Raw genomic sequence first — 26,578 nt, 5'->3', positions numbered from 1 at the left:
GCGTGTGGAAATCTCGTGCCCCGGACGCAGCGCAGCGCTCCCGGCGATGCGGAGCATCATCCGGTGCGGTGCGCTGCAGAGCCGGGGCCCACGTGGCAGAAATCTGGGTCCCGGCTCTGCGGAGCAGCGCTACGCGCTGCGCCGCGTCCGGGACACACAATCAAGCCGTCGCCGCCTTCAGCAGCCTCTCCGCCGCCGCCCTCGCCTCGGCCGTAATCTCTGCCCCCGCCAGCATGCGCGCGATCTCCTCGCGGCGGTGGTCGGCGGCCAGCGCATTGACGCGGGTGGCGACGCGCTTGCCCTTGTCGAGGGCATCCTTGGAGATCAGGAGGTGCTGGTCGGCGCGGGCGGCGACCTGTGGGGCGTGGGTCACGGCCATCACCTGCACCTTGCCGGCAAGCCGCGCCAGGCGCCCGCCGATAGCGTCGGCGACCGCACCGCCCACGCCGGTGTCGATCTCGTCGAACACCAGCGTCGGCGCCGAACCGCGGTCGGACAGCACGACCTTGAGCGCGAGCAGGAAGCGCGACAGCTCGCCGCCGGAGGCGACCTTCATCATCGGTCCTGCCTTGGTGCCCGGATTGGTCTGCACCCAGAACTCGACGCGGTCGAAGCCTTGCGGGCCCGGAGCTGCCTCATCGGTCGCGACCTGCGTCATGAACCTGGCGCGTTCGAGCTTGAGCGGCGCCAGCTCGGCGTTGACCGCCTTGTTGAGCTTCTCAGCCGATTTCTGCCGCACCAGCGACAGCTTCTTGGCGGCGGCGGCATAGCGGCTATCTGCCTCGATCGCGGCCTGCTCCAGCTTTTTCAGCCGCGAGGCGCCGGCATCGATCAGCACGACGTCGGCGGCGTATTTGGCGGCCAGCGCGGCTAGCCCGTCGACCGGCGTCGAATATTTGCGCGAGGCGGCCCTCAGCGCGAACAGGCGCTCCTCGATGCGTTCGAGCTCGGCCGGATCGAAATCGGTCGCGGCGAGTGCCGCCTGCAGATGCTGGTCGGCTTCCTCCAGCGCGTTGATCGCCATGTCGATCGCCTTCACGGCCGGCTCGACCAGTGCGGGCGAATTGACGCCGCGGCGTTCCAGCCGGCGTACCGCCGCCGACAGCGTCGAAACCGGCGAATGGTGGCCACCGACAGCCTCCTGCGCCTCGCGCAAATCGGAGGCGATCTTCTCGCCCTGCATCATGGTGGTGCGGCGGTTGGCGAGCGAGGTTTCCTCGCCGTCCTTGGGCGCGAGCTGCTTCAGCTCGGCGGAGGCGTGGCGCAGATAGTCGGCCTCCCGCGCGGCGCGCTCCATGGCGGAGCGATGCTCCTCCAGCGCGGTGTTGGCGGTGCGGCGTGCGTCCCAGAGCGTTTCGACCGCGGCGACGTCCTTCTCCAGGCCGGCGAACGCGTCGAGCAGGCGGCGGTGGGTCGCGGCATCGACCAGCGCACGCTCGTCATGCTGGCCGTGGATCTCCACCAGGGCGGCGCCGACCGCCTTCAGCGTCTGCACGCTGATCGACTGGTCGTTGATGAAGGCCCGGGTGCGGCCGTCGGCGAGCTGCACGCGGCGGAGAATCATCTCGCCGGTGTCCTCGAGGCCGTTCTCGGCGAGGATTTTCGTCGCGGGGTGATTCTTGGGGACATCGAACACGGCGGTCACCTGCCCCTGCTCCACGCCGTGGCGCACGAGGCCCGCGTCGCCGCGGCCGCCGAGTGCCAGCGCAAAGGCATCGAGCAGGATGGATTTGCCCGCACCAGTCTCGCCGGTCAAAACCGCAAGGCCGGTGGCGAATTCGATATCGAGCCGTTCGATCAGGACGATGTCACGGATCGACAGACGCGCCAGCATGGAACCAAATTTCCTAGCCGAGACCCATCTTCTTGAAAGTCCGGCTGATCCAGGACCCCTGATTCTCGCTCGGTTCGAGACCGCCGGATTTTACAAGATTATAGGCGTCCTTGTACCAGCGGCTGTCAGGAAAATTGTGCCCAAGCACGGCCGCCGCGGTCTGCGCCTCGCCGACAATGCCGATCGCCATATAGGCCTCGGTCAGCCGGAACAGCGCTTCCTCGACATGGCGGGTGGTCTGGTACTGCGTGACGACGGTCTTGTAGCGGTTGATCGCAGCCGTGTAGTCGCGCTTCTGCGCGTAATAGCGGCCGACATTCATTTCCTTGCCGGCAAGCTGGTCGCGCGCACCCTCGATCTTGGCCTTGGCGGATGTCGCGTATTCCGAGTTCGGATATTTGCGCACCACCTCTTCAAGGGCGGCGATCGCCTTCTCGGTGCGGGCCTGATCGCGGCTGGTGTCCGGGATCTGGTCGTAATGGGAGGCCGCGATCAGATATTGCGCATAGGCCGCATCCGGGCTGCCGGGATGCAGCGTGACGTAGCGGGTGGCAGCGCCGATGCAGCCGTCGAAGTCGCCGCCCTGGTAGGACGCATAGGCCGACATCAGCAGCGATTTACGGGCCCAGTCGGAATAAGGATGCTGGCGGTCGACCTCTTCGAACTTCTTGTTCGCCGCCTTCATGTCCTTCTTCTCGTTCATGAGGTACAGGCCCTCATTGTAGATCTTGTCGGCGGGCTCCTCGACGAAGGTGTCGTCCTTGGCGGTGAACTTGTCCCAGAGCGAGCCGGTGCCGCAGCCGGCCAGCGGCACCGCGAGCATCATGAAGGTGACGGCCTGAAGCAGCCCGCGGGCTCGCGACGAGACCGAGAAATATCCGCGCGTCGTACGCTGTGCCGACATGAGTTTAAGCCCTGACGCCCTGTGATGCGGTGCCGCCAGCCCATGAACCCCGTCATGGGCGCGAAATGTAACCGTGGTGCCTTGCCATGCGACCACGCCGATGTATCCGAAAAGCGATCTTTAACCAACCGGATAGGCAGGCATTTCGCCCGGATTAAGGCGAACGTGCCGCAATCCTAGCCGATCGTGGTTACCAGGAGTTTCCCGGGGTAAGCCGCTGCCTGAGGCAGGCGGCAACAGCTCTGTTCAGGACACGTCCGGCCCATAGGCCGCAGCGATCCGGCCGCCGACGATACCGCGACCGACCTCACCCACGGGGCGCGTGGTGCGGCGGGCTGCCTCGCCCTCGACCACCCGCCAGGCGGTACGGTCGGCGAGCAGCGCGGTCAGCACAGCGTGGTTGAGCTTGTGGCCGCCACGCACCGAACGGTAGGCGCCAAGCAGCGGCAGGCCGGCCAGCGACAGGTCGCCGATCACGTCCAGCACCTTGTGGCGGGCGCATTCATCGGCGTAGCGCAGGCCCTCGGTGTTGAGCAGCCGCTCGTCGTCGAACACGACGGTGTTGTCGAAGGAGGCGCCGAGGGCATAGCCCGCGCTCCAGAGCCGCGCGACGTCACTCATCAGACCGAAGGTCCGGGCTCGGCCGACTTCGCGGCGGAAACGCTCCGGGTTGAGCTCGAAGGCGTAGCTCTGCTGGCCGATGACGGGATTGGTGAAATCGATCTCGACCTCGACGCAGAACCCATTGGCGTAGGGCCTGATCTCGCCGAAGGAGTCGCCGATCTTGACCGAGATCGGCTTCAAAACCTGGATGAAGCGGCGCTGCGCCGGCTGGGTAACGATGCCGGCCTGGTCGATCGCCGCAATGAAGGCCGCCGCGCTGCCGTCCATGATCGGCACTTCGGGACCGTCGATCTCGATGGTGGCGTTGTCGACACCCATACCCCGCAGTGCAGCAAGCACGTGCTCGGCGGTGGACACCAGCGGACCGTTGCGATCGCCGAGGACGGTGGCGAAGTCGGTCGCGATCACCTGCTCGGCGGTCGCCTGAACTTCGCGGTCACTTCCCTCGAGGCCGGTGCGGACAAAAATAAAACCCGCGTCGACAGGCGCAGGCCCAAGGGTGAGCGTGACGGGAAGACCGGAGTGAACGCCTACGCCTGCCACGGAGGCTTGCGCACGAAGCGTTGTTTGCCGGCTAAATTTCATCAGGAACCCGCCCCACTACGACCCACTGCGACTTATACTGGACTCACTTGACCGGCCAGTGCCGGGCCCCTGCGAATCCGTATCCCCAAGTCACGCCAAACCATAGTCACTGCCTCAAACAGCGCCAACTCACGCTTTTTTACCGATTGTTACCCCAAACCTGCCGTATTCGCGCCAAGGCTTAACCAAATTGCGCCGAGGTTTTGGATCGCTTCCGGCAGTTTGACTGAACACCCAAACACGTAATTAATGATTTAAAATCAGTTGCTTGTCTGCGCAATCCGGACATGCACGGGACAAAAGGAAAGGTCCCGGCAAGCTTGTTGCCGGGACCTTTTTTCGTCTGCCTTATTGTAACAATCCTCAGGTCGCCTGCCGCCGCAGGAAGGCCGGGATATCAAGATGGTCGTCGCCCTGTGGCGCCGGCGCAACAGGCGCCGGACGGCCGTGCATGTCCAGACCCTGCGGCGCGGGGCGGCGGGCATACTCAGATACCGGCTCGCTCGATGCGATCTGCTGCGCCACGGTCTTCTGCTGGCGGCGCTCGGGCAGCGGCGGCATCGCGGGACCGGCGGTGCGGGCAGCGACCGGCGGCTCGCTTTCCTCGTCGCGACGGCCGAGGCCGACATTGGCGAGGCGCTGCAGCAGCGACAGGCGGGTCTTCTGCGGGGTCTCCTCCTCGACCTCGCCGCGGGCCTGGCGAATCTCGGCCTGGGCCGGCATCGGCAGCTCATCGAGGCGCGGCATCCGCGGCGCACGAACCGGCGCACGCTCGGCCTGCGGCGGAATGAAGTTCTCCGGCGTCATCGGCTCCTGCATCGCGATCGGGGCCATGTCGGGTTCCGGGAACAGCGTCGGCTTCTGCGCGATCGGGCGCACGGTGACGTCACCATAGGTCTGCATCGGCGCGGGCGCCTGCGGGACCTCCGCAACAGCGGCGGCGATGGCGGCGAGCGCGGCACGCTCGACATTCGGACGGGGCGCCATCGGCGCGGCAGCGACCGGGCCTGCGGCCGGAATCTGGCCTTCCAGCTTCTGGGCGCGCTCAGCCATACGCTGATTGTCGGCGCGGAGCCGCGCGGTCAGGTCGGCCAGACGGCTCTCGGCGGCGACGGCGGGAGCTGCGGGGGCCTGCTGCGCCTGCGGCGCCGCGTTCGCAACCGGGGCGGAGGTCGCCTGGCTGTTGCGGGCGATCGCGGCCTGCTCGATGCCGGTGGCAACGACCGAGACGCGGATCAGGCCGTCAAGCGCTTCGTCGAAGGTCGCGCCGACGATGATGTTGGCGTCCTGGTCGACTTCCTCGCGGATACGGGTCGCGGCTTCGTCGACCTCGAACAGCGTGAGGTCCTTGCCGCCGGTGATGGAGATGAGGAGGCCCTTGGCGCCCTTCATCGAGCTGTCGTCGATCAGCGGGTTGGCGATCGCGGCTTCCGCGGCGGTCAGCGCGCGCTTGTCGCCGGAGGCTTCGCCGGTGCCCATCATCGCCTTGCCCATCTCGCGCATGACGGCGCGGACGTCGGCGAAGTCGAGGTTGATCAGGCCTTCCTTGACCATCAGATCGGTGATGCAGGCAACGCCCGAGTACAGCACCTGGTCGGCCATCGCGAAGGCGTCGGCGAAGGTGGTCTTCTCGTTGGCGACCCGGAACAGGTTCTGGTTCGGGATGATCAGCAGCGTATCCACGACCTTGTGAAGCTCGTTGATGCCGGCTTCGGCCGTGCGCATGCGGCGGCCGCCCTCGAAGTGGAAGGGCTTGGTGACGACGCCGACGGTGAGGATTCCCATGTCGCGCGCGGTCTTGGCGATCACAGGAGCTGCACCGGTACCGGTGCCGCCGCCCATGCCCGCGGTGACGAACACCATGTTGGCGCCCGAGAGATGGTCGCGCAGCTCGTCAATCACCTCTTCCGCCGCCGCCGCGCCGACGTTCGGCTGCGAGCCGGCGCCGAGGCCTTGCGTGACCGCCGTGCCCATCTGCACGATGCGCTGCGCCTTCGACATCGTCAGCGCCTGCGCGTCGGTGTTGGCGACCACGAAATCGACGCCCTGAAGGCCCGCCGTGATCATGTTGTTGACGGCGTTGCCACCGGCGCCACCGACGCCGAACACGGTGATCCGGGGCTTCAGTTCGTGAATATCAGGAACATTGATGCTGATGGTCATGTTTGCCTCTCGATCACGCGCGCGTGGGTTCGCCCCGGCCGGCGGCCGCGGGAGTTGGTGAAAGTCGGGAATTGCGGAAATGAATCATCAGAAGCCCTCGCGTAGCCATCGTCCGACCTTTCCGAAATAACCGCCGGTCCCTGTCTTGACCTGCTGCCGCGTATGCCGCGGTTCGACATGTTCGTGGTGAACATATTGCGGGTAGACGAGGAGTCCGGCCGGCACCGCGAACGCGGCGTTCTTCGCCTCGTTGGGCAGCCGGCCGAAGCCGAGCGGACGTCCGACCCGCACGGGCCGGCCGAGAATCTGGGTGCCGAGTTCGACGAGGCCGGTCAGCTGCGAGGCGCCGCCCGAGAGCACGACCCGGCCGTTGGGCTCTGAGGCGAAGGGCGAATCCTTCAGCTTGTCCCGAACCATTTCGAAGACTTCCTCGGCACGGTGCTTGACGATGTTGGCGATGGTGGCGCGGGAGACGATCTGCGGCAGATCCTGCTCGTCACCGGCTGTCGGCACTGACATCAGCTCACGCGAGTCCGATCCGCCGGTGATGACGGTCCCGTATAACGTCTTGATTCGCTCGGCATCGGCAATGGTCGCGGAGAGTCCGCGCGCAAGATCCATCGTGATGTGTTGCCCGCCGACCGCAAAACCCGCCGCATGCACGAAACGGCCGCCTGAATAAACGGCAATCGTAGTGGTGCCGGCGCCCATCTCGACAACGGCGGCGCCGAGATCGGCCTCGTCGTCGGTCAGCACCGACAATCCGGCGACGTAAGGGCTGGCCGCCATGGCTTCGACATTGATGTGGCAGCGCTCCACCGCCAGCATCAGGTTCCGCGCCACGGTGGCGTCGCAAGTAACGACGTTCATGTCGACGCCGAACTGATGCGCAACCATGCCGCGGGGATCGCGGATGCCCTTGACGCCGTCGAGCGTGTAGCCGACCGGCAGCGCGTGCAGCACGGTGCGGCCTTCGCCGGTGGCGTGACGCATGCCGGTCGAGGTGACGCGGCTGACATCGGCCTGCGTCACGGCGCCACCACGGATATCTGCGGCGGCTTCGACCAGTTGGCCGGAAAGCCGGCCGCCGGAGACCGAGAGCAGCACGGACTCGACCCGCACCTTGGCCATTTTCTCCGCGAGCGCGACGGCCTGGCGCACGGCCTGCTCGCATTCGGTAAGGTCGATCACCGCGCCGGCCTTCATCCCGCGCGACTGGATCTGGCTGTAACCGATCAGTTCCACCGCATGGGTGCGGCCGCGCAGCGCCTCGCTCGGCGGCGACGGCTTCAGCCGCGCGATCATGCAGGCGATCTTGCTGGTGCCGATGTCGAGGCAGGCGACGAGGCCGCCGCGCTTGTGCGGCATCGGGCGCGTCTTCGGGGTCTGGGTGCGATCAAGACCGGTCATGCGGAATCCCCGGCCTTCTTTTTCTTCTTGTCCTTGAACAGCTCTTCGCGCGCCTTGGCGGCGTCCTCGGACAGCTGCACCACCAGGCGATCAGGCAGGCGCATGTCGACGGCGACGATGTCGCGCGAGAACAGCCTGTCCTCCTTGTCGAGCTTGGACAGCATCGCCAGCGCGTTGCCGACGTCCTGCTCGGGCAGACGGATGTCGAGACCGTCCTTGAGCCTCAGGTTCCAGCGCCGCTCACCGACGAAGATCGCGGCCTTGGTGATCGAGTTGACCTGCGGATAGCGCGCCAGCAGCGCGAGGAAATCGCGGGCCTGGGTCTCGGCGCCCTTGCCGACCACGAGCGGCAGCGACAGGAAGCGGCGCGAGACATAGGGTTCGAGCACGGCGCCGTCATCGGCGATGACCGAGAGCCGGCCGGCCTCCTGCCACAGCGCGAATGCCTTGCGCTCGGTGAGCTCGATCATCAGCTGGCCCGGATAGAGCTTCAGCACGGTCGCATCCGCGATCCACGGATTGGCCTTGAGCTTGTCGCGCACCGCGTCAGCATCGAGGAACAGCAGCGAGGAACGGCCGCTGACGCCGCCGATGGCCAGGATCTCGTCCTGGGTCAGATGCTTGCGGCCGTTGATCACGACGGAAGTGATGCGGAACCCGGCGGAATTGGCCAGCGCGTTGCGGGCATCGCTGACCGCGGTGATGAAATCCTGGAGATGGCCGCCCTTGACGATGCCGAAGCCGGTGCTGCCGATCAAAAGCAGCACGGTCATGCTGATCCCGACCCGGCGGGGCAGATAGCGCTCCACCAATGCGACCACGCGCGGCGGCGGCTCACGCTCGATGATGGCCTTGGCCTTGATCTTGGCGGCAGCACGCGCGGCGTGAAGTCTTTGCTGGCGCTTGTCCTGCAGCCACTCGCGCAGAAGCACGACCGCTCCGACAGCGGCCGCCTTCAGGTCAGCTTGGGGCCTCAGCGATCTGAAAAACGACCGGGTGAGGCTTCCTGCTCCATCCATTGCACGAGCTCGTCAACAGTTTGCCCGCGACATCGCGCGGATCCTGGCGAACATGACGTCTTCGACGTGCCGGGCCGGGTGCTGGTCTTCAGCAGAAGAAGCCTCTCCCCTTCAAAGCGTTCGCTGGAGGTGACATCACCCCCGACAGCTCACGCGCCGGCAGCCAAAGCGCCATATGCGCCGCCAGCGTTAACCTTCGGACGTCCTGGTAAACAAAAGGTAAAGTTCGTTAACGTCCGGCGCATTTTGCCCCGCGACGTGAGGCATTTATGCCGCGATGTCCGGCATTTTACCGGTTTTGGACCCCAAACTGGCCCGTTTGGCCGATTCGGCCGTTAACCAGTCCTAATTATTTCCGCACGCGCTGCCCGGCGAGCTCCACCAGGCCGCGCAGGAAGTCGACGAATTCGATGCCCTCGGCTTTCAGCGCCTTGGGGTAGAGCGAGGACTTGGTCAGCCCGGGCAGCGTGTTGGTCTCGAGATAGACGAGGCCCTTGTCCGAGACGATGAAGTCCGACCGGGAATAGCCGGCGCAGGACATCGCGCGGTGCGCCAGCATCGCCTGCGCCTGCAGCGCCGCGGTGATCTCGGGTGCGAAACGACCGGGGCAGATCTCCTGGGTCGACTTCAGGAGATATTTTGCAGCGTAATCGAAATTGCCGTCGCCCGGAATGATCTCGATCGGCGGCAGCGACATGATCGAACCATCGGTGCGCTCCAGCACGCCGCAGGTCGCCTCGACGCCGGCGATGTAGGGCTCGATGACGTACTCTTCGTGCTTGGCCGCGTTGCGGACGGCGACGAGATCCTGCTTGGCGTTGACGAAGATCAGGCCATAGCTCGATCCATCGCGCGCCGGCTTTGCGATCAACCTTCCGTATTGGGCAAAAGCCTCGTCGATGTTGTCGAGCGCAATGTTTGCCGGCGGCGTCACGCCACCGAGCGCGGCGAAATGCTTGGCCGCGATCTTGTCGAAGGCCAGATGCGAGGAGGCCGAGCCGGAGCCGGTGAAGGGCACGCCGCGCGCTTCGCACATCACCTGCAATTCACCGTTCTCGGCGCGCCCGCCATGCAGGCCGAGCACCAGCACCCGATCCTCGGCCTTGGCCTGGTCGAGCGCCTGCGCAAGCGGGATGCCGCGCGTTCCGGGCAAGAACTCGTCCTCGAAGGGGCGGGCATGTTCGAGCAGCTGCTTGGACTGCACCACATGCACCTTGTCCTCGACGTCCCACCACCACAGATCAGCCTCGGGCAATGCCTGATGCAGGGCCTGGGCCGAGGCGACCGAAACCAGGCGCTCGCGGTTGGAGCCGCCGAAGAGGATGGTGATGCGCATTCGCTGCCTCGTGCTTTGTCATTCCGGGATGGTGCGCAAGCACCAGACCCGGAATCTCGAGATTCCGGGTTGCGCCGCGCGCCCCCGGAATGACTGTTAGGGGGAAACCCCAATCCGCTTGATTTCCCAGTGTAGCTCAATTCCGGAATTTGCCTTCACGCGTTCGCGCACGGTCTCGCCCAGCGTCTCGATGTCGTGTGCGGTGGCATCGCCCGTGTTGATCAGGAAATTGCAGTGCATCTCGGAGACCTGCGCGCCGCCGACGCGCAAGCCGCGGCAGCCGGCGGCATCCACCAGCTTCCAGGCGGAATGGCCGGGCGGATTCTTGAAGGTCGAGCCGCCGGTCTTTTCGCGGATCGGCTGCGCGGTCTCGCGATGGGACTGCACTTCCGCCATGCGCGCGCGGATCGCCTCACTATCCCTGATCTCGCCGCGAAAGCGCGCGGAGGTGAAGATGATGGAGGGATCGACGCCGCTGTTGCGGTAGACGAACTTCATGTCGGCGTTGGAGAAGGTGTGCTTGCTGCCGTCTCGCCCGACGCCGCGCGCCTCGATCAATACGTCCTTGGTCTCGCCGCCGTTGGCGCCGGCATTCATGCGCAACGCGCCGCCGATGGTGCCGGGGATACCGAAATAGAATTCGAGCCCGCCGATATTGGCGGATGCAGCCACTTCCGCCACGCGCTTGTCGAGCGTGGCTGCACCGGCAGCGACGATATCGCCGCTGGCGCTGGCCTCGCCAAAGCTGCGCGGCGCCAGGCGGATCACGACGCCCGCAATGCCGCCGTCGCGCACGATCAGATTGGAGCCGACACCGACGACATAGACCGGAACGTCGGGAGAAAGATGCGCGAGGAAGTAAGCGAGATCGTCCTCATCCGCCGGCGTGAACAGCACCTGCGCGGGACCGCCGACGCGAAACCAGGTCAGCTCGGCCAGCGACTGGTTGGCCAGCAGCCGCCCGCGCAGCTCCGGCATCGCGGCTTTGAGAGCGGGAGTGATGTCGGGGAAGGTCATGCGTGAACACTCACCTCGTGTGAGGGACGCAAGCTTTCTCCATTCCCTCCTCCCTTGTGGGGGAGGGGCAGGGAGGGGGGTAGCCCCAAGCGAGATCGGAGTTTGTGGCTACCCCTCTCCCCCGCCCTCCCCCACAAGGGGGGAGGGAGCGCAGTTTGCCGTGCGGCTGCCTGCAAGCCTCCCATCGGCATTCTCACCCCAGCGCCTTCAACTGATCCGGCAAGGCATATGCCCATTGCGTGATGTTGCCCGCTCCCAGGCACACGACGAGATCGCCGCTCTTGGCGATGCCGTGGACGATATTGGCCAGCTCGCCGGCATTCGGCAGCGGGACCACCTCGCGATGGCCGTGGGCGCGCAGGCCCGTGACGAAATGATCGCGGTCGATGCCATCGATCGGCGCTTCGCCGGCGGCATAGACGTCGGCGACAACGACCGCATCGGCATCGTTGAAGCAGGTGCAGAATTCCTCGAACAGCGATTGCAGGCGGGTGTAGCGATGCGGCTGCACCACGGCGATGATCTTGCCGCTGGTGGATTCCCGCGCCGCCTTCAGCACCGCCGCGATCTCGACCGGATGGTGGCCGTAATCATCGATCACGGTGACGCCGTTCCATTCGCCGGTCTTGGTGAAGCGGCGCTTGACACCGCCGAAGCCGGCGATCGCCTTGCGGATTGCTTCGTCGGACACGCCGAGCTCGCGCGCGACAGCAATCGCCGCCGTCGCGTTGGAGGCGTTGTGACGTCCCGGCATCGGCAGCATCAAATCCGGAATCTCGTGCACGGCTCCGGTCTTGCGATCGCGGAACGCGACCTTGAATTTCGATCCGCCGCCCATCGGGGTCAGATCGACGAGCCGCGCATCGGCCTGCGGATTCTCGCCATAGGTGATGATGCGGCGGTCCTCGATCTTGCCGACGAGGCTCTGCACAATGGGATGATCGATGCACATCACCGCAAAGCCGTAGAACGGCAGGTTCTCGACGAAATGACGGAAGGCGTCCTGCACGGCCTCGAAGGTCTTGAAGTGATCGAGATGCTCGGGGTCGACATTGGTGACGATGGCGACATCGGTCGGCAGCTTCAGGAAGGTGCCGTCGCTCTCGTCGGCTTCCACCACCATCCAGTCGCCCGCGCCAAGGCGCGCGTTGGAGCCATAGGCGTTGATGATGCCGCCGTTGATCACGGTGGGATCGAGCCCGCCGGCATCGAGCAGCGTTGCGACCATCGTCGTCGTGGTGGTCTTGCCATGAGTGCCGGCGATGGCGACGCAGCTCTTCAGCCGCATCAGCTCGGCCAGCATCTCGGCGCGGCGCACCACGGGAATGCGCCGTTCGCGCGCGGCCATCAGTTCCGGATTGTCGCGCTTGATCGCGGTGGACACGACCACGACCTCGGCGCCGTCGACATTCTCGGCCTTGTGGCCGACCGAGACTTTCGCGCCCTTCTTGCGGAGGCGGTCGAGATTGTAATTGTCGGAAGCGTCCGAGCCCTGCACGGCATAGCCGAGATTGACCAGCACCTCGGCGATCCCACTCATGCCGATCCCGCCGATCCCGACGAAGTGGATGGGTCCGATCTCGCGCGGCAGTCTCATGCTGTGTTCCCTGACCTCGCCGCCTTGCGCAGGCGGCATCTGGCGAAGGTCACGGCCAAATCAGCCGCGCGCCTTTCCTACTGGATGCCCCGCTTTAGAAGGCGAAGACAAGGGCTTTTTCGCGTCAGATTCCCGCGACCTTGACCACCAGATCAGCCAGTCGCTCGGCGGCGTCGAGCCGACCGGCGCCGCGGGCGGCCTGCGCCATGGCGGCAAGGCGCGCAGGCTCGGCGGCGAAGGCGGAGATTTCGGACGCCAACCGGTCGGAGGTGAACTCGGTCTGCGGGATGCGGATCGCGCCGTCGACCTTGACCAGCACGCCGGCATTGGCGAACTGGTCCTGGTCGATCGAACCCGGCAGCGGCACCAGGATCGAGGGCCGGCCAATCGCTGCGAGCTCGGCCACCGTGCCGGCGCCGGAGCGCGATACCACGAGATGGTTTGAAGCGAGCCGTGCCGGCAAATCGGTGAAGAACGGCGCCAGCTCCACCTTGATCTTGAGCTTGTCATAGACTGCGCGCACACGCGCCATGTCCTCGTCCCGCACCTGCTGGGTCAGCATGAGCCGGCTCCACAGCGCAGGCTCGAGCCGCTCGATCGCACCGGGCACGATATCGGCCATGATGCGCGCGCCTTGACTGCCGCCGACGACGAGCAGCCGCAGCGGGCCGTTCACCTCGGGCGCAGCGTAAGGCACGGCAGCCGCGGCGAGCACCGCCGGGCGCATCGGCGTGCCGACCGTCGTGGTCTTGCCTGATAGCGCCGGATCGCGGTCGAGCACGCCGGGCAGCGACGTCGCGATCGCGCGTACGCGGCCCGAGAGGAACCGGTTGGCGCGGCCGAGCACCGCGTTGGCGTCGTGAATAATGCCGGGTACGCCGGCGAATTTGGCAGCGACCAGCGGCGGCAGCGTCGGATAGCCGCCGAAGCCGACGACGGCGACCGGCTTCAAGCGCTTGATCAGGGCGTAGGCTGACAGCGTGCCGGCCGCGAGCGTGAGCCCGGCATAGGCGAGCTGGAGCGGATTGCGGCCGCGTGCGGTCTCGCTCGAAACGACGTCGATCATGTCCTTGCTGAACAGCCCGCTGTAACGTAGCGCGCGCTCATCCGTGACGAGGCGGACGCGAAAGCCGCGCCGGATCAGTTCGACGCCGAGTGCCTCGGCCGGAAACAGATGGCCGCCAGTGCCGCCCGCGGCGAGAAGAATCAGGGGGGAATTGTCCATGGTCGGGGAGTTTTACAGGGAGTTTTCAGTCATTGCGAGCCGGCCACACGATGCTCGTGCCCCGGGCGCAGCGCAGCACGCCGCCCTTCACAGCGTGGTGCGCTGCTGACCGGGGCCCAATCTGCGATATGGGTGCGGCATTCTGGGTCCCGGCTCTGCGCTGCGCTTGTCCGGGACACGAGAGCAGCTACGCGTAACTCCGCATCGCGTCGGCATGGCCGCTGGCCTCGACCTCTGTGCGTGGGCGAAGCCGCGTCAGGGCCAGCATCATGCCGACGCCATAGGCGAGCGACACGATCGAGGAGCCGCCATAGGAGATGAACGGCAGCGTCATGCCCTTGGCGGGGATGAGCTGGAGGTTCACCGACATGTTGATCGCGGCCTGCACGCCGAACAGGATCGCAAGACCCGAGGCGGCGAAGCGCGAGAACATGTCCTCATTGGCATAGGCGCGCGACAGCGTGCGGATGACGACGAAGGCGAACAGCGTCAGCATCGCCAGGCACAGGATGATGCCGAACTCTTCGGCCGCGACCGCGAACACGAAGTCGGTGTGGCTGTCCGGCAGGCTGCGCTTGGCGATGCCCTCGCCCGGCCCGAGCCCGAACCAGCCGCCGTTGTAGAAGGCCTCCATGGCGGTATCGACCTGGAAGGTGTCGCCCGAGGCCGGGTTCATGAAGCGCTTGATGCGGCCTGCGACGTGCGGGACGAACAGATATGCGCTGAACAGGCCGGCCGCCCCGAGGCCCGCCAGGCCAAACACCCAGATCATGCGCATGCCCGCGATGAAGAACAGCGAACCCCACACCATCAGGATCAGCATGGTCTGACCGAAGTCCGGCTCCATCACCAGCAGCGCGACCAGCATCATAAGCAGCACCAGCGCCATCGAGGTCGCCGGCATCTCCGGCCGCTTGGTCGATTCCGCGAACAGCCAGGCGGCGATCACGACAAACGACGGCTTCGCGATTTCGGAGGCCTGGATGTTGACTCCGAGCAGCGTGATCCAGCGCCGCGAGCCCTTCACCTCCGGGCCGATCGCGAGCGTGAGCACGATCAGGATGATGCTCGCCGCGAAGATGATCAGGGCCGAGCGGCGGATTGCGCGTGGCGACAGGAAGGACACCCCAAGCAGCACCAGGCAGGACGGGAGCAGGAACAGGACGTGGCGGCTGAAGAAATGGAACGGATCGAGCCCGATGCGGGTCGCAACCGGCGGACTTGCCGCCAGCGACAGGATCACCCCGGTCAGCATCAGCGCCAAAATGGCGCCCATCAGCGGCTTGTCGACGGTCCACCACCACTCGGAAAAGGGGGTGCGTTCTTCACGGGAGAGCATGGGCGGCCGCTTTCGGACAGAGGTCCGTCCATTGGTCGCCGAGGTTGGTTACCGCAGGGTTAAGGAAGTCGATAACATTGGAGATAGTGCGCAGCACCACCACACATGCTCGTCATGCCCCGCGAAGGCGGGGCATCCAGTACGCCGCGGCGGTCGACGTCTTCTCGATGGGCCTCTGGAATACTGGGTCACCCGCTTTCGCGGGTGACGACAGCGGAGAACGACGTGCCGGCGCGCCTCACACCACCGGCTTCACGCCCGGCAGCGCCTGCACCAGCTCGCGGAACTTGGCGCCGCGGATTTCGAAGTTGCGGTACTGGTCGAACGAGGCGCAGGCCGGCGACAGCAGCACGACGGCATCCGCGAGGCCCGACGCTTCCGCATCGCGCGCGGCATGCTCGACCGCGACGTCGAGGGTCTGGCTGACCTCGTGCGCGACTGTGCCGAGCGTGCCGGAAAACTCCTGCGCGGCCTCGCCGATCAGATAGGCCTTGCGGATGCGCGGGAAATAGCCGGTCAGGCCAGTGATGCCACCGGCCTTGGGCTTGCCGCCGGCGATCCAGAAGATGTCAGCGAAAGATGACAGCGCGTGCGCCGTGGCATCCGCATTGGTGCCCTTGGAATCGTTGACGAACAGCACGTTGCCGCGGCGGCCGACCTGCTCCATGCGGTGCGCAAGGCCTGGAAAGCTGCGTAGGCCGTTCTGCAGCACGTCCTGGCTGACGCCCATCGCCAGCGCAGCAGCGGCGGCGCAGGCTGCGTTCTGCGCATTGTGCTGGCCGCGCAGCGAGCCGATGCCGCCGAGCGCGGCGATTTCGCTGCGGGCGCCGCCCGCGGTGCGCACGATATTGCCGTGCTCGACATGGATGCCTGAGGCCAGCGGATTCTTGACGGAGATCCGCACCACGGTCTTGCCGGCGCGGTCGAGCCGGTCGGCGATGTCGCGGCAAAAGCCGTCATCGACGCCGACGATCGCCGTGCCGCCAGCTTGCACGCCGGCAACGAGGCGCTCCTTCACCGCAGCGTAGTGCGCGATGGTGCCGTGGCGATCGATATGGTCCTCGCTGACATTGAGCAGGATGCCGACGGAAGGATCGAGCGAGGGCGTGAGGTCGATCTGGTAGGACGACATCTCGATGACGTGGACGCGGCCCATGCGCGGCGGCTCCAGCGACAGGATCGCTGTGCCGATATTGCCGCCCATCTGGGTGTCGTAACCGGCGACTTTGGTCAGATGCGCGATCAGCGCCGTCGTGGTCGACTTGCCGTTGGTGCCGGTGATGGCGACGAACGGCGCATCCGGCGCGTGGCGGCGCCGCTCGCGGCAGAACAGCTCGATGTCGCCGATCACCTCACAGCCCGCCTCGCGCGCCTTCAGCACGCTCCAGTGCGGCACTGGATGGGTCAGCGGCACGCCGGGCGCGAGCACCAGCGCGGTAAAATTCGCCCAGGACACGTTGCGCAGATCGGCAGTGATGAAGCCGGCCTGCGCGGCCTTGGCGACATTCTCGGCATTGTCGTCGGCGGCGATTACCTCGGCACCGCCGGCCTTCAGCGCGTGGCAGGAGGCGAGCCCCGAGCCGCCGAGGCCGAACACCGCGACCGTCTTGCCGGCGAAGGACGTGACGGGGATCATCGACCGATCACCGCAGCTTCAGCGTGGAGAGACCGGCCAGCGCCAGCATCACCGAGATGATCCAGAAGCGGATCACGATCTGCGGCTCGGTCCAGCCAAGCTGCTCGAAATGGTGATGGATCGGCGCCATCCGGAAGATGCGCTTGCCGGTGAGCTTGAACGACACCACCTGCACGATGACGGAGACCGCCTCCAGCACGAACAGGCCGCCGATCACCGCCAGCACGATCTCGTGCTTCACCGCGACCGCGATGGCGCCGAGCATGCCGCCGAGCGCGAGCGAGCCGGTGTCGCCCATGAAGATCGAGGCCGGCGGCGCGTTGAACCAGAGGAAGCCGAGGCCGGCGCCCAATAACGCACCACAGAGCACCGCGAGCTCGCCGGTGCCGGCGACATATTTGATCTGCAGATATTCGGCGAACACCGCGTTGCCGGCGAGATAGGCGATCATCGCAAAGCTCGCGGTCGCGATCATCACGGGAACGATGGCGAGGCCGTCGAGCCCGTCGGTGAGGTTCACCGCGTTGCCGGAGCCGACGATGACGAAGGCGCCGAAGATGACGAAGAACCAGCCGAAATGCAGCACGGTGTCCTTGAGGAACGGAATCGTCAGCGCGGTCGATGCGGGATCGCGGTTCAGCCGCACCAGCGCGTAGCAGGCCACCAGCGCAATCGCCGCCTCGATCAGCAGGCGAAGCTTGCTGCCGAACCCGGTCGTGGTCTGCTTGGTCACCTTGAGGTAGTCGTCATAGAAGCCGACGAAGCCGAAGCCGAGCGTCACCGCCAGCACGATCCAGACATAGGGGTTGAGCGGATTGGCCCACAGCACCGTGCCGACCGTGAGGCCGGACAGGATCATCAGCCCGCCCATCGTAGGCGTGCCCTTCTTGGCGAGATGCGATTGCGGACCGTCGGTCCGGATCGGCTGGCCCTTGCCCTGGCGGATGCGCAAATGATCGATGATCCAGGGCCCGAACAGGAACACGAACAGCGCGCCGGTGACGACGGCGCCGCCAGTGCGGAAGGTGATGTAGCGGAAGACGTTCAGGAAGGTGCGAACGGCACCGAAGCCCGGAAATGTGTTGGAGAGCTCGATCAGCCAGTAAAACATTCAGACGGTCCTATGGCGCCTTTGCGCACGCGGTCTTGGCCTTGATCTTCTTGAGCTTGGCCTCAACGTGCCTTACGCGCATTCGCTGGTCTTCATCATGGTCGCGCGACCTCCGGGAAATCGGACGGCTTCGCGCCGCAAAGGGTGGGGTTCGGGAACAGCGCCTTCCAAGCAGTTTACGCCTTTGCCTGCAAGGCGGCCACCAGGCCCGGCACAAACTTGTTGACCCAGAACATCTTCTTGCTGCCCTTGACAACCACGACGTCGCCTGCCTTCAGCAGGTTCGCGACCTCACTCGGCTTCAAGGTGGCGGGATCGTCGTGCCAGCCAAGGCCCTTGCCGGCCGGGAGCACATCATAGAGATGGCGCATCAGAGGGCCGACGCAGTAGATCCCGTCGATCCCGTCGAGATGCTTGGCAAGGCCGGTGTGATAGCCTGGTGCATCATCGCCCAGCTCCAGCATGTCACCGAGCACGGCAACGCGACGGCCGCCGGTCACATTGCGCGCCTGGAGGCTTTGCAGCGCAGCGGCGACGCTGGCCGGATTGCCGTTGAAACTGTCGTCGATCACGGTGATACCGCCGACCGCCTGCTCGACGCCGCGGCCGGTCATGATGCCGACCCGATCGAGCTTGATCGCCAGCGTCGCCGCATCGAGGCTCGCGGCGCGGATGGCGGCGAGCGCGGCCAGCGCATTCTGCACGCGGTGCGGCGCGCCCGGCGTCAGGCTGAAGGCGATCTGCTTCTTGCCGATCATGGCCACGACCTGCCAGCTCTCGCCATGCGGCGCGTGCGTGACCTCGTGCACCTCGGCATGCTCGCCGAAGCGCACCACCTTGCCCTTCCATTCGGATGCCTTCAGCCCGGCCGGCAGCACCAGCACCCCGTCCTCGGGCAGACCGAGCGCGATCGACACCTTCTCGCGGCGGATGGCTTCGAGCGAGCCGAGCTTTTCCAGATGCACGGGCTGGACGTTGACGACGAGTGCGACGGTGGGCCGCGTCAGTTCGCTGAGCCGCGCGATCTCGCCTTGCTGGTTCATGCCCATCTCGACGACCCAGAGGCTGGCATCTAGCCTGGCATTGCACAGCGTCAGCGGCACGCCCCAGAAATTGTTGAAGCTCGAGGGGCTGGCATAGGCGTTCGGATAGGCCGCCAGAAATTCCTTGGTGCTGGTCTTGCCCGCGCTGCCGGTGAGCCCGATCACAGGCCCGCGGAAGCGGGCGCGGGCGGCGCGCGCGAGGCCCCAGAGGCCGTCGATCAGCGTGTCCTTGACGACGATCTGGGGGATGCGAATGCCCGCGATCTCGTGCGGCACGATCATCGCGACCGCGCCGGAAGCCTCGGCCTTGTCCGCGAACTCCCAGCCGTCGCGCGCGCTGGCGAAGGCCGAGACGAAGCCGCCGCTCGGCGTGCCGCTCAGCGCAACGAACAGGCTGCCCGGCTTCACCAGCCGGCTGTCCTGGGTGACGAAATCAATCGGCGTATCCGGAAATGATCCGGCAGCGCCCAGCGCGCGCGCGACTTCGGCAACCGTCCATATCGGCGCGCTCATGCAACCCTCGACGCTAATGCGGCGGCGACCGCCTCGTGATCACTGAAGGGCAGCACCTCGCCGCCGACGATCTGCCCGGTCTCGTGTCCCTTGCCGGCGACGAGCAGTGCATCGCCTTCCTGTAGTTCCTCGATCGCGGTTCGGATTGCCGCGGCACGGTCGCCGATCTCGCGGGCGCCCTTCGCCGCGGCGAGGATCGCGGCGCGGATGGCTTCCGGTTTCTCGCTGCGCGGATTGTCGTCGGTGATGATGACGCCGTCGGCATTCTCGGCCGCGATCTCGCCCATGATCGGACGCTTGCCGGCATCGCGGTCACCGCCGGCGCCGAACACGACGACCAGCTTTCGTTTCGCATAGGGCCGCAGCGCCTGCAGCGCCTTGGCGAGCGCATCGGGCTTGTGCGCGTAGTCGACGAAGATCGGCGCGCCATTGCGCTCGCCGACGCGCTCGAGCCGGCCCTTGGCGCCTTCGAGATGCTCGAGGCTTGCGAACACATTGGCGGCATCGCTGCCGGTACCGATCGCAAGTCCGGCCGATACCAGCGCGTTCTCGATCTGGAATTCGCCGACCAGCGGCAGCCGGACGGCATGGCGCTTGCCGCGATGCTCGACCGTCAGCTTCTGAGAAAATCCTTCGACCTTGGCGTCGGCAAGACGGATACCATCGCCTGCCCCGTCGCCTTTGCGGCCGACTGCCATCACGCGCAGGCCGCGTGCCTTCGCAGCATCGATCGCTTCCGCCGAGCAATCGTGATCGGCCGAGATCACCGCCGCGCCGCCCGGAGAAACGAGTTCCCGGAACAGGCGGAGTTTCGCTGCAAGATAATGCGCGACGGTCGGATGATAATCCATGTGGTCGCGCGACAGATTGGTGAAGCCGCCGGCCGAGACGCGCACGCCGTCGAGCCGGTACTGATCGAGCCCGTGCGAGGACGCTTCGAAGGCGAGGTGCGTCACGCCCTCGCGCGCGATCTCGTCGAGCTGCCGGTGCAGCGCAATCGGATCCGGCGTGGTCAGCGAGCCATAGACGGTGCGCTTGGGCGAGACGAGGCCGATGGTACCGATGCTGGCGGAGGCGTGCCCCAGCCGCTCCCAGATCTGGCGCGTAAACGCTGCGACCGAGGTCTTGCCGCTGGTGCCGGTCACCGCGGCGATGGTCGCGGGCTGCGACGGGAAGAATTTTGCCGCAGCCAGCGCCAGCGCGTGACGCGGATTGGCGACAGTGATGAACGGCACCTTGCAGGCAGCCGGCGCGTGGTCGCCGACGACGGCCACGGCGCCTGCGGCCGCCGCGGCATCGATGAAGCGCGCACCGTCCGTCTTGCTGCCCGCGAGTGCGAAGAAGAGGTCGCCGGCCTTGACCACGCGGCTGTCGAGCGCAAGGCCCGTCGCCTCGAGCGCCGCGATTGCGGGCTCGATCGCGGCATCATTGCCTAAGAGGTCGCGCAGCTTCATGGTCTTCCAGTCGCCGTACCGAAAGCCGAATCTTGAGGGAAATCCCCGACTCAGCAACGGCTACGGCCCACCCGATTGATTACTGGGTTGTCCTGGATGCTGCAAGAATAAGGCGCTCGGACGGCGGCAGGTCGAACCGCGGCTCGACGCCCAGAAGCGGCGCGATCCGCTCGATCACCTTGCCGCCGGTCGGCACCGCGTTCCAGCCGGAGGTGATGAAGCCCTTGGTTTCGGGAATCGCCTGCGGCTCGTCCAGCATGATCAGGATCTGATATTTCGGATCGTCGCAGGGCATGATGGCGGTGAACGAGTTGAGCACGCGCTTCTTGGCATAGCGGCCGTTGATGACCTTCTCGGACGTGCCGGTCTTGCCGCCGACATAGTAGCCCTTGACGTCAGCGGTCTTGGCGGTGCCGATTTCGGCATTGAGCCGCATCAGGAACCGCATCTTGTCGCTGGTCTCCGTCTTGATCACGCGCTTGGCCATCGCCGCCGCTTCGGATTCGCTGCGCTTCATGAAGGTCGGCGGAATCAGATAGCCGCCGTTCACCAGCGCGTTGATGCCCATCACCGCCTGCAGCGGCGCCACCGACATGCCCTGGCCGAACGCGATGGTGACCGTGTTCAGCTCACCCCAGCGGCGCGGGATCAGCGGAGCCGCGCTCTCCGGAAGTTCCGTGCGCAGCCGCGTCAGCTGGCCCATCTTGGCAAGGAACGCCTTGTGCGCTTCCACACCCTGGCCGAGCGCGATCCGTGCAGCGCCGATGTTGGACGAGTAGGTGAACACTTCCTTGGTGTTGATGAAGCGTCCGAGCGGGTGACTGTCGTGGATGGTGAACTTGCCGTAGTGCAGGTTTCCGCGGGCATCCCACGATGTGTTCAAATTGATCTTTCCGGAATCGAGCGCCATCGCCAGCGTGAACGCCTTGAAGGTCGAGCCCATCTCGTAGACGCCGGTGGTCAGGCGGTTGATGCGGTCCGGGTCGTGCGCTTCCTTCGGATTGTTCGGATCGAAGTCCGGAAGCGAGACCATCGCCACGATCTCGCCGGTCTTGACGTTCGAGACGATGCCGGAGGCGGCCTTGGTGTGGAACTTCTCCTTGGCCTTCAAGAGCTCGTCCCGCAGCGCGTGCTCGACGCGCAGATCGATCGAGAGCTCGATCGGCTTTTGCAGCCGGTCGGTGGCAAAGCCCGCGCGATGGAGATCGGCGAGGCCCTGGTTGTCGAGCCACTTCTCCATGCCGGCGATGCCCTGGTTGTCGATGTTGACGAGACCGATGAGGTGGGCGACCTCGTTGCCGGTCGGGTAGACGCGCTTGTTTTCGCGCAGGAAGCCGATGCCGGGAATGCCGAGCTTGTGGATGGCCTGCTGCTGCTTCGCCGTGACCTCGCGCTTGAGCCAGACGAAGCCCTTGCGCGTCCTCAGGCGCTCGCGCACCTCGGCCTCGTCGAGGTCGGGCACGGTCGCGGTAAGAAGCTCGATCGCCTCGTCCTTGTCGATGATGCGGCGCGGCTCGCCGAACAGGCTCGCCGCCTTGACGTCGGTCGCAAGAATGGCACCGTTGCGGTCGACGATGTCGGGGCGTGCGGTCGCCACCACCTCTTGCGCCGCGGCGCGGCGTGCGCCATGGGCATCGGCGCCGATCGCGAACATCACGAGCCGCCCGCCGATCAGGGCGTAGACCGAGGCGAAGGCGAGCATGGCAAGACCAACGCGCGCGCGTGCCTTCGCGGCGCGGTCGACATTGCGCCCGTAGAGCAGGCTGCGGATCAGCCGCTGGCGCCAGGGTTCCGTCGTTTTGGCCGGAATCGCACCGCTCATTGCTTGTCCTCGGGCTGAGGCACGGAGCCCGTCACATTGTCAGGATCGCTCGCGGCTTCGATGGTGTTGAGCATGGCTCCGATCGGATCGGGCTCGCCCGGCCTGAACATCCGCGGCGGACGCTCCGGCAGGTTCTTGAGCTGGTCATATTGCGTGCCGTTGACCGGCTTGAGCTGCAGATGCCGGTCGGACAGGCCCTGCAGCCGATGGGGCGCATCGAGCTTGGCCCATTCGGATCGCAGCGAAGCGATCGCGTCGCGCTGTTCGCGGATCTCCGCATGCAGCCGCAGCACCTTCTCGACGCGCGCCGTGGAGTCCATCTTGATCCGGTAGACATAGGCCGCCGCGAAGATCAGCGCGCCGATGACGAAGAGGTGGATGATGCGCATGCGCTAGCCGCCCCTCATCACGTCGGAGAGTTTTGGCCAGGACGATGGTTCGCCATCCTGATGCGCGGGCGCCGAGGTGCGCTCGGCGGCGCGGAGCTTTGCGGAGCGCGCGCGCGGGTTATGCGCGACTTCGTCCTCACCGGCGATTACGGGCCGCCGCGTCAGGAGCTGGAAGCTCGGCGGAACCTGCGCCACCTCCGGTAAATGCCGCGAGCCGCCGCCGGTCTTGGAACGCTCGGAGAGGAAATTCTTGACGATGCGATCTTCCAGCGAATGGAAGGAGACCACGACGAGGCGTCCGCCCGGCTTGAGCACGCGCTCGGCCGCAGCGAGCGCGGTCTGAAGTTCCTCGAGCTCTTCGTTGACGAAGATGCGCAGGGCCTGGAACGTCCGCGTCGCCGGATGAATATCGCCGGGCTTGGAGCGCACCACCCTGCCGATGAGGTCGGCGAGCGCACGCGTGGTCGTGAACGGCGTCTCCTGCCGGTCCGCGACGATGGCGCGGGCGACGCGGCGCGAATGCCGCTCCTCGCCGAGGAGATAGATGATGTCGGCGAGATCGGCTTCCGAGGCGCGGGCGACGACGTCCGCCGCGGTCGGCCCCGCCTGCCCCATCCGCATGTCGAGCGGACCGTCGAGCCGGAACGAGAAACCGCGACCGGCCTGGTCGAGCTGCATCGAGGACACCCCGACGTCCATCACGACGCCGTCCACGGCGTCCACGCCTTGCGCGGCGCAGACCTCGGCAAGATTGGAGAATCGGTCCTCGACCAGCATCAACCGGCCCGCGGAGCGTTCGACCAGTTCGGCGCCGCCGGCGATGGCGGTGCTGTCGCGGTCAATGGCAATGAGCCGGGTTCCCGGAACGTCGAGGATCGCGCGGCTATAGCCGCCGGCGCCGAAGGTGGCATCGACATAAATACCGCCATCGCGCGGGGCGAGATGGGCGATGGCCTCAGGGCCAAGAACGGGAATGTGCGGAGCCGGGCTCATGCGCCAGACCTGCTGGAGGCCCAGCCTGACGTCCAAGCGAGATTGGGGACGAACAAGCCCATGACGCCTCGAATGACTCCGTATCGCGGCGGTTCCACGACCGCACCGTCCAGCATGGTTACCGAGCCCGGTCGTCCCGGGCGGCAAACCCAATGTTCCCAGCGGAATTTGTCGGGCAGCCATGGGATTTCGAGCCAAAATACGCTTTGGCCGCCTCCGGACGCGGGTCGGCTCTTCATCCCTCAGTAACGGCCCTTAGCGTTAAGAAAGCGTTGCTCGGCTGGTGACAAGTCGAAAAGCTGATGCGGCGGTGATGCTTCATCCACACACTTGCGCCAAAATGCATCCGTTAACCGCGCTGCGCGATTGCGCGGGGTGGAGGGTAAAGGAATAGTAAAGAGAAGGGCTTGGCCCACTCTCCGTCCCACCTTGGTTTGCCTATGCCGCCGTCCGGTTCGTCCACACCGTCTGGATCTGATTCGAAGCGTCAACGCGTTCTCCCCGTTCCCAAGGCCGCGGCGAGCATGAGGGCGTTCGAGCCGGATTCCTCGATCGTGTCCGACATCATCCCCTCGCCGAACTATGGCGAGCGCAGCAAGGCACGGCAGCCCGATATGATCGTGCTGCACTATACCGGCATGCCCGATGTCGAGGGCGCGCTGGCGCGGCTGTGCACGGCCGGGACCGACGTCTCGGCGCATTACGTCGTGCTGGAGGACGGCCGCATCGTGCAATGCGTGCCCGAAACCAGGCGCGCGTGGCACGCCGGCGTCTCGTCCTGGGCCGGCGAGGACGACATCAACTCGTGCTCGATCGGCATCGAGATCATCAATCGCGGCCACGACTGGGGCTATCCGGAATATCCGCTGCGCCAGATCGCCGCCGTGATCGCGCTGTGCCGCGGCATCATGCTCCGCCGCAAGGTGCCGGCCCACCGGGTGCTCGGCCATTCCGACGTCGCACCCGCGCGCAAGAAGGACCCCGGCGAAAAATTTCCGTGGCACTCGCTGGCCAATTCCGGCGTCGGTCATTGGGTGACGCCGGCCCCGGTCGTGCGCGGCGAGACCCTGATGCTCGGCACCATCAGCGACGAGGTGCTGAGCCTGCAGCAAGCGCTCGCCAGATACGGCTACGGTGTGCCGCTGACAGGCAAATACGACGCCGCGACCATGGAAGTCGTCACCGCCTTCCAGCGCCACTTCCGCCCGGCGCGGCTGGACGGTGTCGCGGATCATTCGACGCTGTCGACATTGCAGGCGCTGCTGGCGAGCCTGCCGGCAGAGGAAACGACCGTCGCGTCAAAGTAACGGCGCTAGTTATTCATCTCCCTCACCCGCCGCGCATAGAGCCGCCGCAACGGCTCGAGCTGCGTCGCCTCCGTCGCTGCCCGATACGCCTCGCATGCTTCATCCTTGCGCCCCATTCGCCGCAACAGATCCGCGCGCACTGCGGGCAACAGCTCATAGCCGCGGAGCCCGCCTCGGGCGCTGATCGCATCGACGAGATCGAGCGCACGTGCCGGCCCGTCGACCATCGACACGGCGGCAGCGTGGTTGAGCTCGATCACCGGAGAGGGAGAGATGCGCAGCAACACCTCGTAGAGCCCGGCGATCTGCCGCCAGTCGGTCTGCTCGAAGCTCGGCGCGCGGGCATGCAGCGCGGCGATCGCGGCCTGCACAGCATAAGGCTGCGGCCGTCCGGGCACGCGCAGCGCATCCTCGACCAGGCCCAAGCCCTCCTCGATCTGCCCGCGATCCCACAGCATGCGGTCCTGCTCCTCGAGCAGCACGATATCACCGGCCGCGGTCTCGCGTCCGGCGCGGCGCGCATCGTGCAGCAGCATCAGGCCCAGCAGGCCCTTGATGCCGCCGCGATCCGGCATCAGCCGATCAAGCAAGCGGCCGAGCCGGATGGCTTCGGCCGCAAGATCAGGCCGCATCAGATCCGCGCCAGCGGTCGCGACATAGCCCTCGGTGAAGACCAGATAGATCACAGCGAGCACGCCATCGAGCCGCGGCGCCAGCGCCTCGCGCTCAGGTACCTCGTAGGGGATACCGGCGAGCCTGATCTTCTGCTTGGCGCGGACCAGCCGCTGCGCCATCGCCTCCTCGCCCACGAGAAAGGCGCGCGCGACCTGCGTGGTCGACAGCCCGCAGACGGTGCGCAGCGTCAACGCGACTTGGACCTCTGGCGCGAAGGCCGGATGGCAACAGGTGAAGATCAGCCGCAGCATGTCGTCGTCGAGCGTTGTCGCCGGCTCGTCGACCGTTTGCGCGTTGAGCTCGATCTCGTGCAGGAGCGCCTGCTGCTTGCCGCGGAAGACAGCCTGGCGCCTGACACGATCGATCGCCTTGTGCCTGGCGACGTTGACCAGCCAGGCGCGCGGATTGTCGGGGACCTCGCACGCCGCCCAGCGTTCCAGCGCGACGGCAAAAGCATCCTGAAGCGCGTCCTCGGCGAGATCGAAATCGCCGACGAGGCGGATCAGCGTGGCCAGCGCCCGCCCCGCCTCGTCGCGGAAGATTTTGTCGATCTCGCCTGGGGTCATGCGGCGACGCGCGGCC

General features: G+C 66.2%; 20 protein-coding genes. 1 reads left to right on the top strand and 19 read right to left on the bottom strand.

Annotated features, from left to right (window positions below; genetic code table 11):
* Positions 1–160: 160 nt before the first annotated feature.
* From recN to rsmH, 18 genes are all read right to left on the bottom strand, one after another.
* Complete coding sequence (gene recN, locus GGD65_RS09595; RefSeq protein WP_018318686.1) at positions 161–1,834, bottom strand: DNA repair protein RecN; 1,674 nt, start codon at positions 1,832–1,834, stop codon at positions 161–163.
* A gap of 13 nt (positions 1,835–1,847) precedes the next feature.
* A complete protein-coding gene (locus tag GGD65_RS09590) occupies positions 1,848–2,738 on the bottom strand; it encodes an outer membrane protein assembly factor BamD (RefSeq protein WP_026202056.1) in 891 nt (296 codons plus the stop codon).
* 246 nt (positions 2,739–2,984) lie between these two features.
* On the bottom strand, positions 2,985–3,947 hold the full coding sequence (gene lpxC, locus GGD65_RS09585; protein WP_018318684.1) for a UDP-3-O-acyl-N-acetylglucosamine deacetylase: 963 nt from the start codon (positions 3,945–3,947) through the stop codon (positions 2,985–2,987).
* Positions 3,948–4,310: 363 nt separating this feature from the next.
* Entirely contained in the window at positions 4,311–6,110 is a 1,800-nt protein-coding gene (gene ftsZ, locus GGD65_RS09580; RefSeq protein WP_183235123.1) for a cell division protein FtsZ, read from the bottom strand.
* Positions 6,111–6,197: 87 nt separating this feature from the next.
* Complete coding sequence (gene ftsA, locus GGD65_RS09575) at positions 6,198–7,520, bottom strand: cell division protein FtsA (RefSeq protein WP_018318682.1); 1,323 nt, start codon at positions 7,518–7,520, stop codon at positions 6,198–6,200.
* Entirely contained in the window at positions 7,517–8,539 is a 1,023-nt protein-coding gene (locus tag GGD65_RS09570; RefSeq protein WP_018318681.1) for a cell division protein FtsQ/DivIB, read from the bottom strand. Before GGD65_RS09570 ends, ftsA begins: the two co-directional genes overlap by 4 nt.
* Before the next feature lie 349 nt (positions 8,540–8,888).
* Positions 8,889–9,875, bottom strand: coding sequence for a D-alanine--D-alanine ligase (locus GGD65_RS09565; protein ID WP_183235122.1), 987 nt, complete (start codon positions 9,873–9,875; stop codon positions 8,889–8,891).
* Between the two features lie 96 nt (positions 9,876–9,971).
* On the bottom strand, positions 9,972–10,892 hold the full coding sequence (gene murB, locus GGD65_RS09560) for a UDP-N-acetylmuramate dehydrogenase (protein WP_183235121.1): 921 nt from the start codon (positions 10,890–10,892) through the stop codon (positions 9,972–9,974).
* 193 nt (positions 10,893–11,085) lie between these two features.
* Positions 11,086–12,489: a UDP-N-acetylmuramate--L-alanine ligase gene (gene murC / locus GGD65_RS09555; protein ID WP_183235120.1), complete on the bottom strand. Its 1,404-nt coding sequence runs from the start codon at positions 12,487–12,489 to the stop codon at positions 11,086–11,088.
* A gap of 124 nt (positions 12,490–12,613) precedes the next feature.
* Positions 12,614–13,714 carry an undecaprenyldiphospho-muramoylpentapeptide beta-N-acetylglucosaminyltransferase gene (murG, locus tag GGD65_RS09550; protein ID WP_183235119.1) on the bottom strand — a complete coding sequence of 367 codons (1,101 nt, stop codon included), beginning with the start codon at positions 13,712–13,714 and terminating at the stop codon, positions 12,614–12,616.
* A gap of 187 nt (positions 13,715–13,901) precedes the next feature.
* Positions 13,902–15,053 carry a putative lipid II flippase FtsW gene (gene ftsW / locus GGD65_RS09545; RefSeq protein WP_018318676.1) on the bottom strand — a complete coding sequence of 384 codons (1,152 nt, stop codon included), beginning with the start codon at positions 15,051–15,053 and terminating at the stop codon, positions 13,902–13,904.
* Between the two features lie 238 nt (positions 15,054–15,291).
* Positions 15,292–16,689, bottom strand: coding sequence for a UDP-N-acetylmuramoyl-L-alanine--D-glutamate ligase (gene murD / locus GGD65_RS09540; protein ID WP_183235118.1), 1,398 nt, complete (start codon positions 16,687–16,689; stop codon positions 15,292–15,294).
* A 7-nt stretch (positions 16,690–16,696) separates the two neighbouring features.
* On the bottom strand, positions 16,697–17,800 hold the full coding sequence (mraY, locus tag GGD65_RS09535) for a phospho-N-acetylmuramoyl-pentapeptide-transferase (protein ID WP_018318673.1): 1,104 nt from the start codon (positions 17,798–17,800) through the stop codon (positions 16,697–16,699).
* A 176-nt stretch (positions 17,801–17,976) separates the two neighbouring features.
* Entirely contained in the window at positions 17,977–19,356 is a 1,380-nt protein-coding gene (murF, locus tag GGD65_RS09530) for a UDP-N-acetylmuramoyl-tripeptide--D-alanyl-D-alanine ligase (RefSeq protein WP_179736189.1), read from the bottom strand.
* A complete protein-coding gene (locus GGD65_RS09525) occupies positions 19,353–20,810 on the bottom strand; it encodes a UDP-N-acetylmuramoyl-L-alanyl-D-glutamate--2,6-diaminopimelate ligase (RefSeq protein ID WP_183235117.1) in 1,458 nt (485 codons plus the stop codon). Before GGD65_RS09525 ends, murF begins: the two co-directional genes overlap by 4 nt.
* Positions 20,811–20,889: 79 nt before the next feature.
* Positions 20,890–22,632 (bottom strand): penicillin-binding protein 2, encoded by a 1,743-nt coding sequence (locus GGD65_RS09520; RefSeq protein WP_183235116.1) that lies wholly within the window; start codon positions 22,630–22,632, stop codon positions 20,890–20,892.
* Complete coding sequence (locus GGD65_RS09515; protein ID WP_092253473.1) at positions 22,629–23,021, bottom strand: hypothetical protein; 393 nt, start codon at positions 23,019–23,021, stop codon at positions 22,629–22,631. Before GGD65_RS09515 ends, GGD65_RS09520 begins: the two co-directional genes overlap by 4 nt.
* Positions 23,022–23,024: 3 nt before the next feature.
* The gene (gene rsmH, locus GGD65_RS09510) at positions 23,025–24,014 is read right to left on the bottom strand and encodes a 16S rRNA (cytosine(1402)-N(4))-methyltransferase RsmH (RefSeq protein ID WP_183235115.1); all 990 of its coding nucleotides are present in this window, start codon (positions 24,012–24,014) and stop codon (positions 23,025–23,027) included.
* A 524-nt stretch (positions 24,015–24,538) separates the two neighbouring features.
* Here rsmH and GGD65_RS09505 point away from each other — a divergent pair.
* Complete coding sequence (locus GGD65_RS09505; protein ID WP_183235114.1) at positions 24,539–25,321, top strand: N-acetylmuramoyl-L-alanine amidase; 783 nt, start codon at positions 24,539–24,541, stop codon at positions 25,319–25,321.
* Positions 25,322–25,326: 5 nt separating this feature from the next.
* Here GGD65_RS09505 and GGD65_RS09500 read toward each other — a convergent pair whose 3' ends face one another.
* The gene (locus tag GGD65_RS09500) at positions 25,327–26,562 is read right to left on the bottom strand and encodes an RNA polymerase sigma factor (protein WP_183235113.1); all 1,236 of its coding nucleotides are present in this window, start codon (positions 26,560–26,562) and stop codon (positions 25,327–25,329) included.
* Positions 26,563–26,578 lie beyond the last annotated feature (16 nt).

The organism is Bradyrhizobium sp. CIR18, from assembly GCF_014198295.1.
In the GTDB taxonomy this organism is placed as follows: Bacteria; Pseudomonadota; Alphaproteobacteria; order Rhizobiales; family Xanthobacteraceae; genus Bradyrhizobium.
Note: the sequence above shows the minus strand (reverse complement) of the source record. Positions and strands in the feature narration are given on the sequence as shown.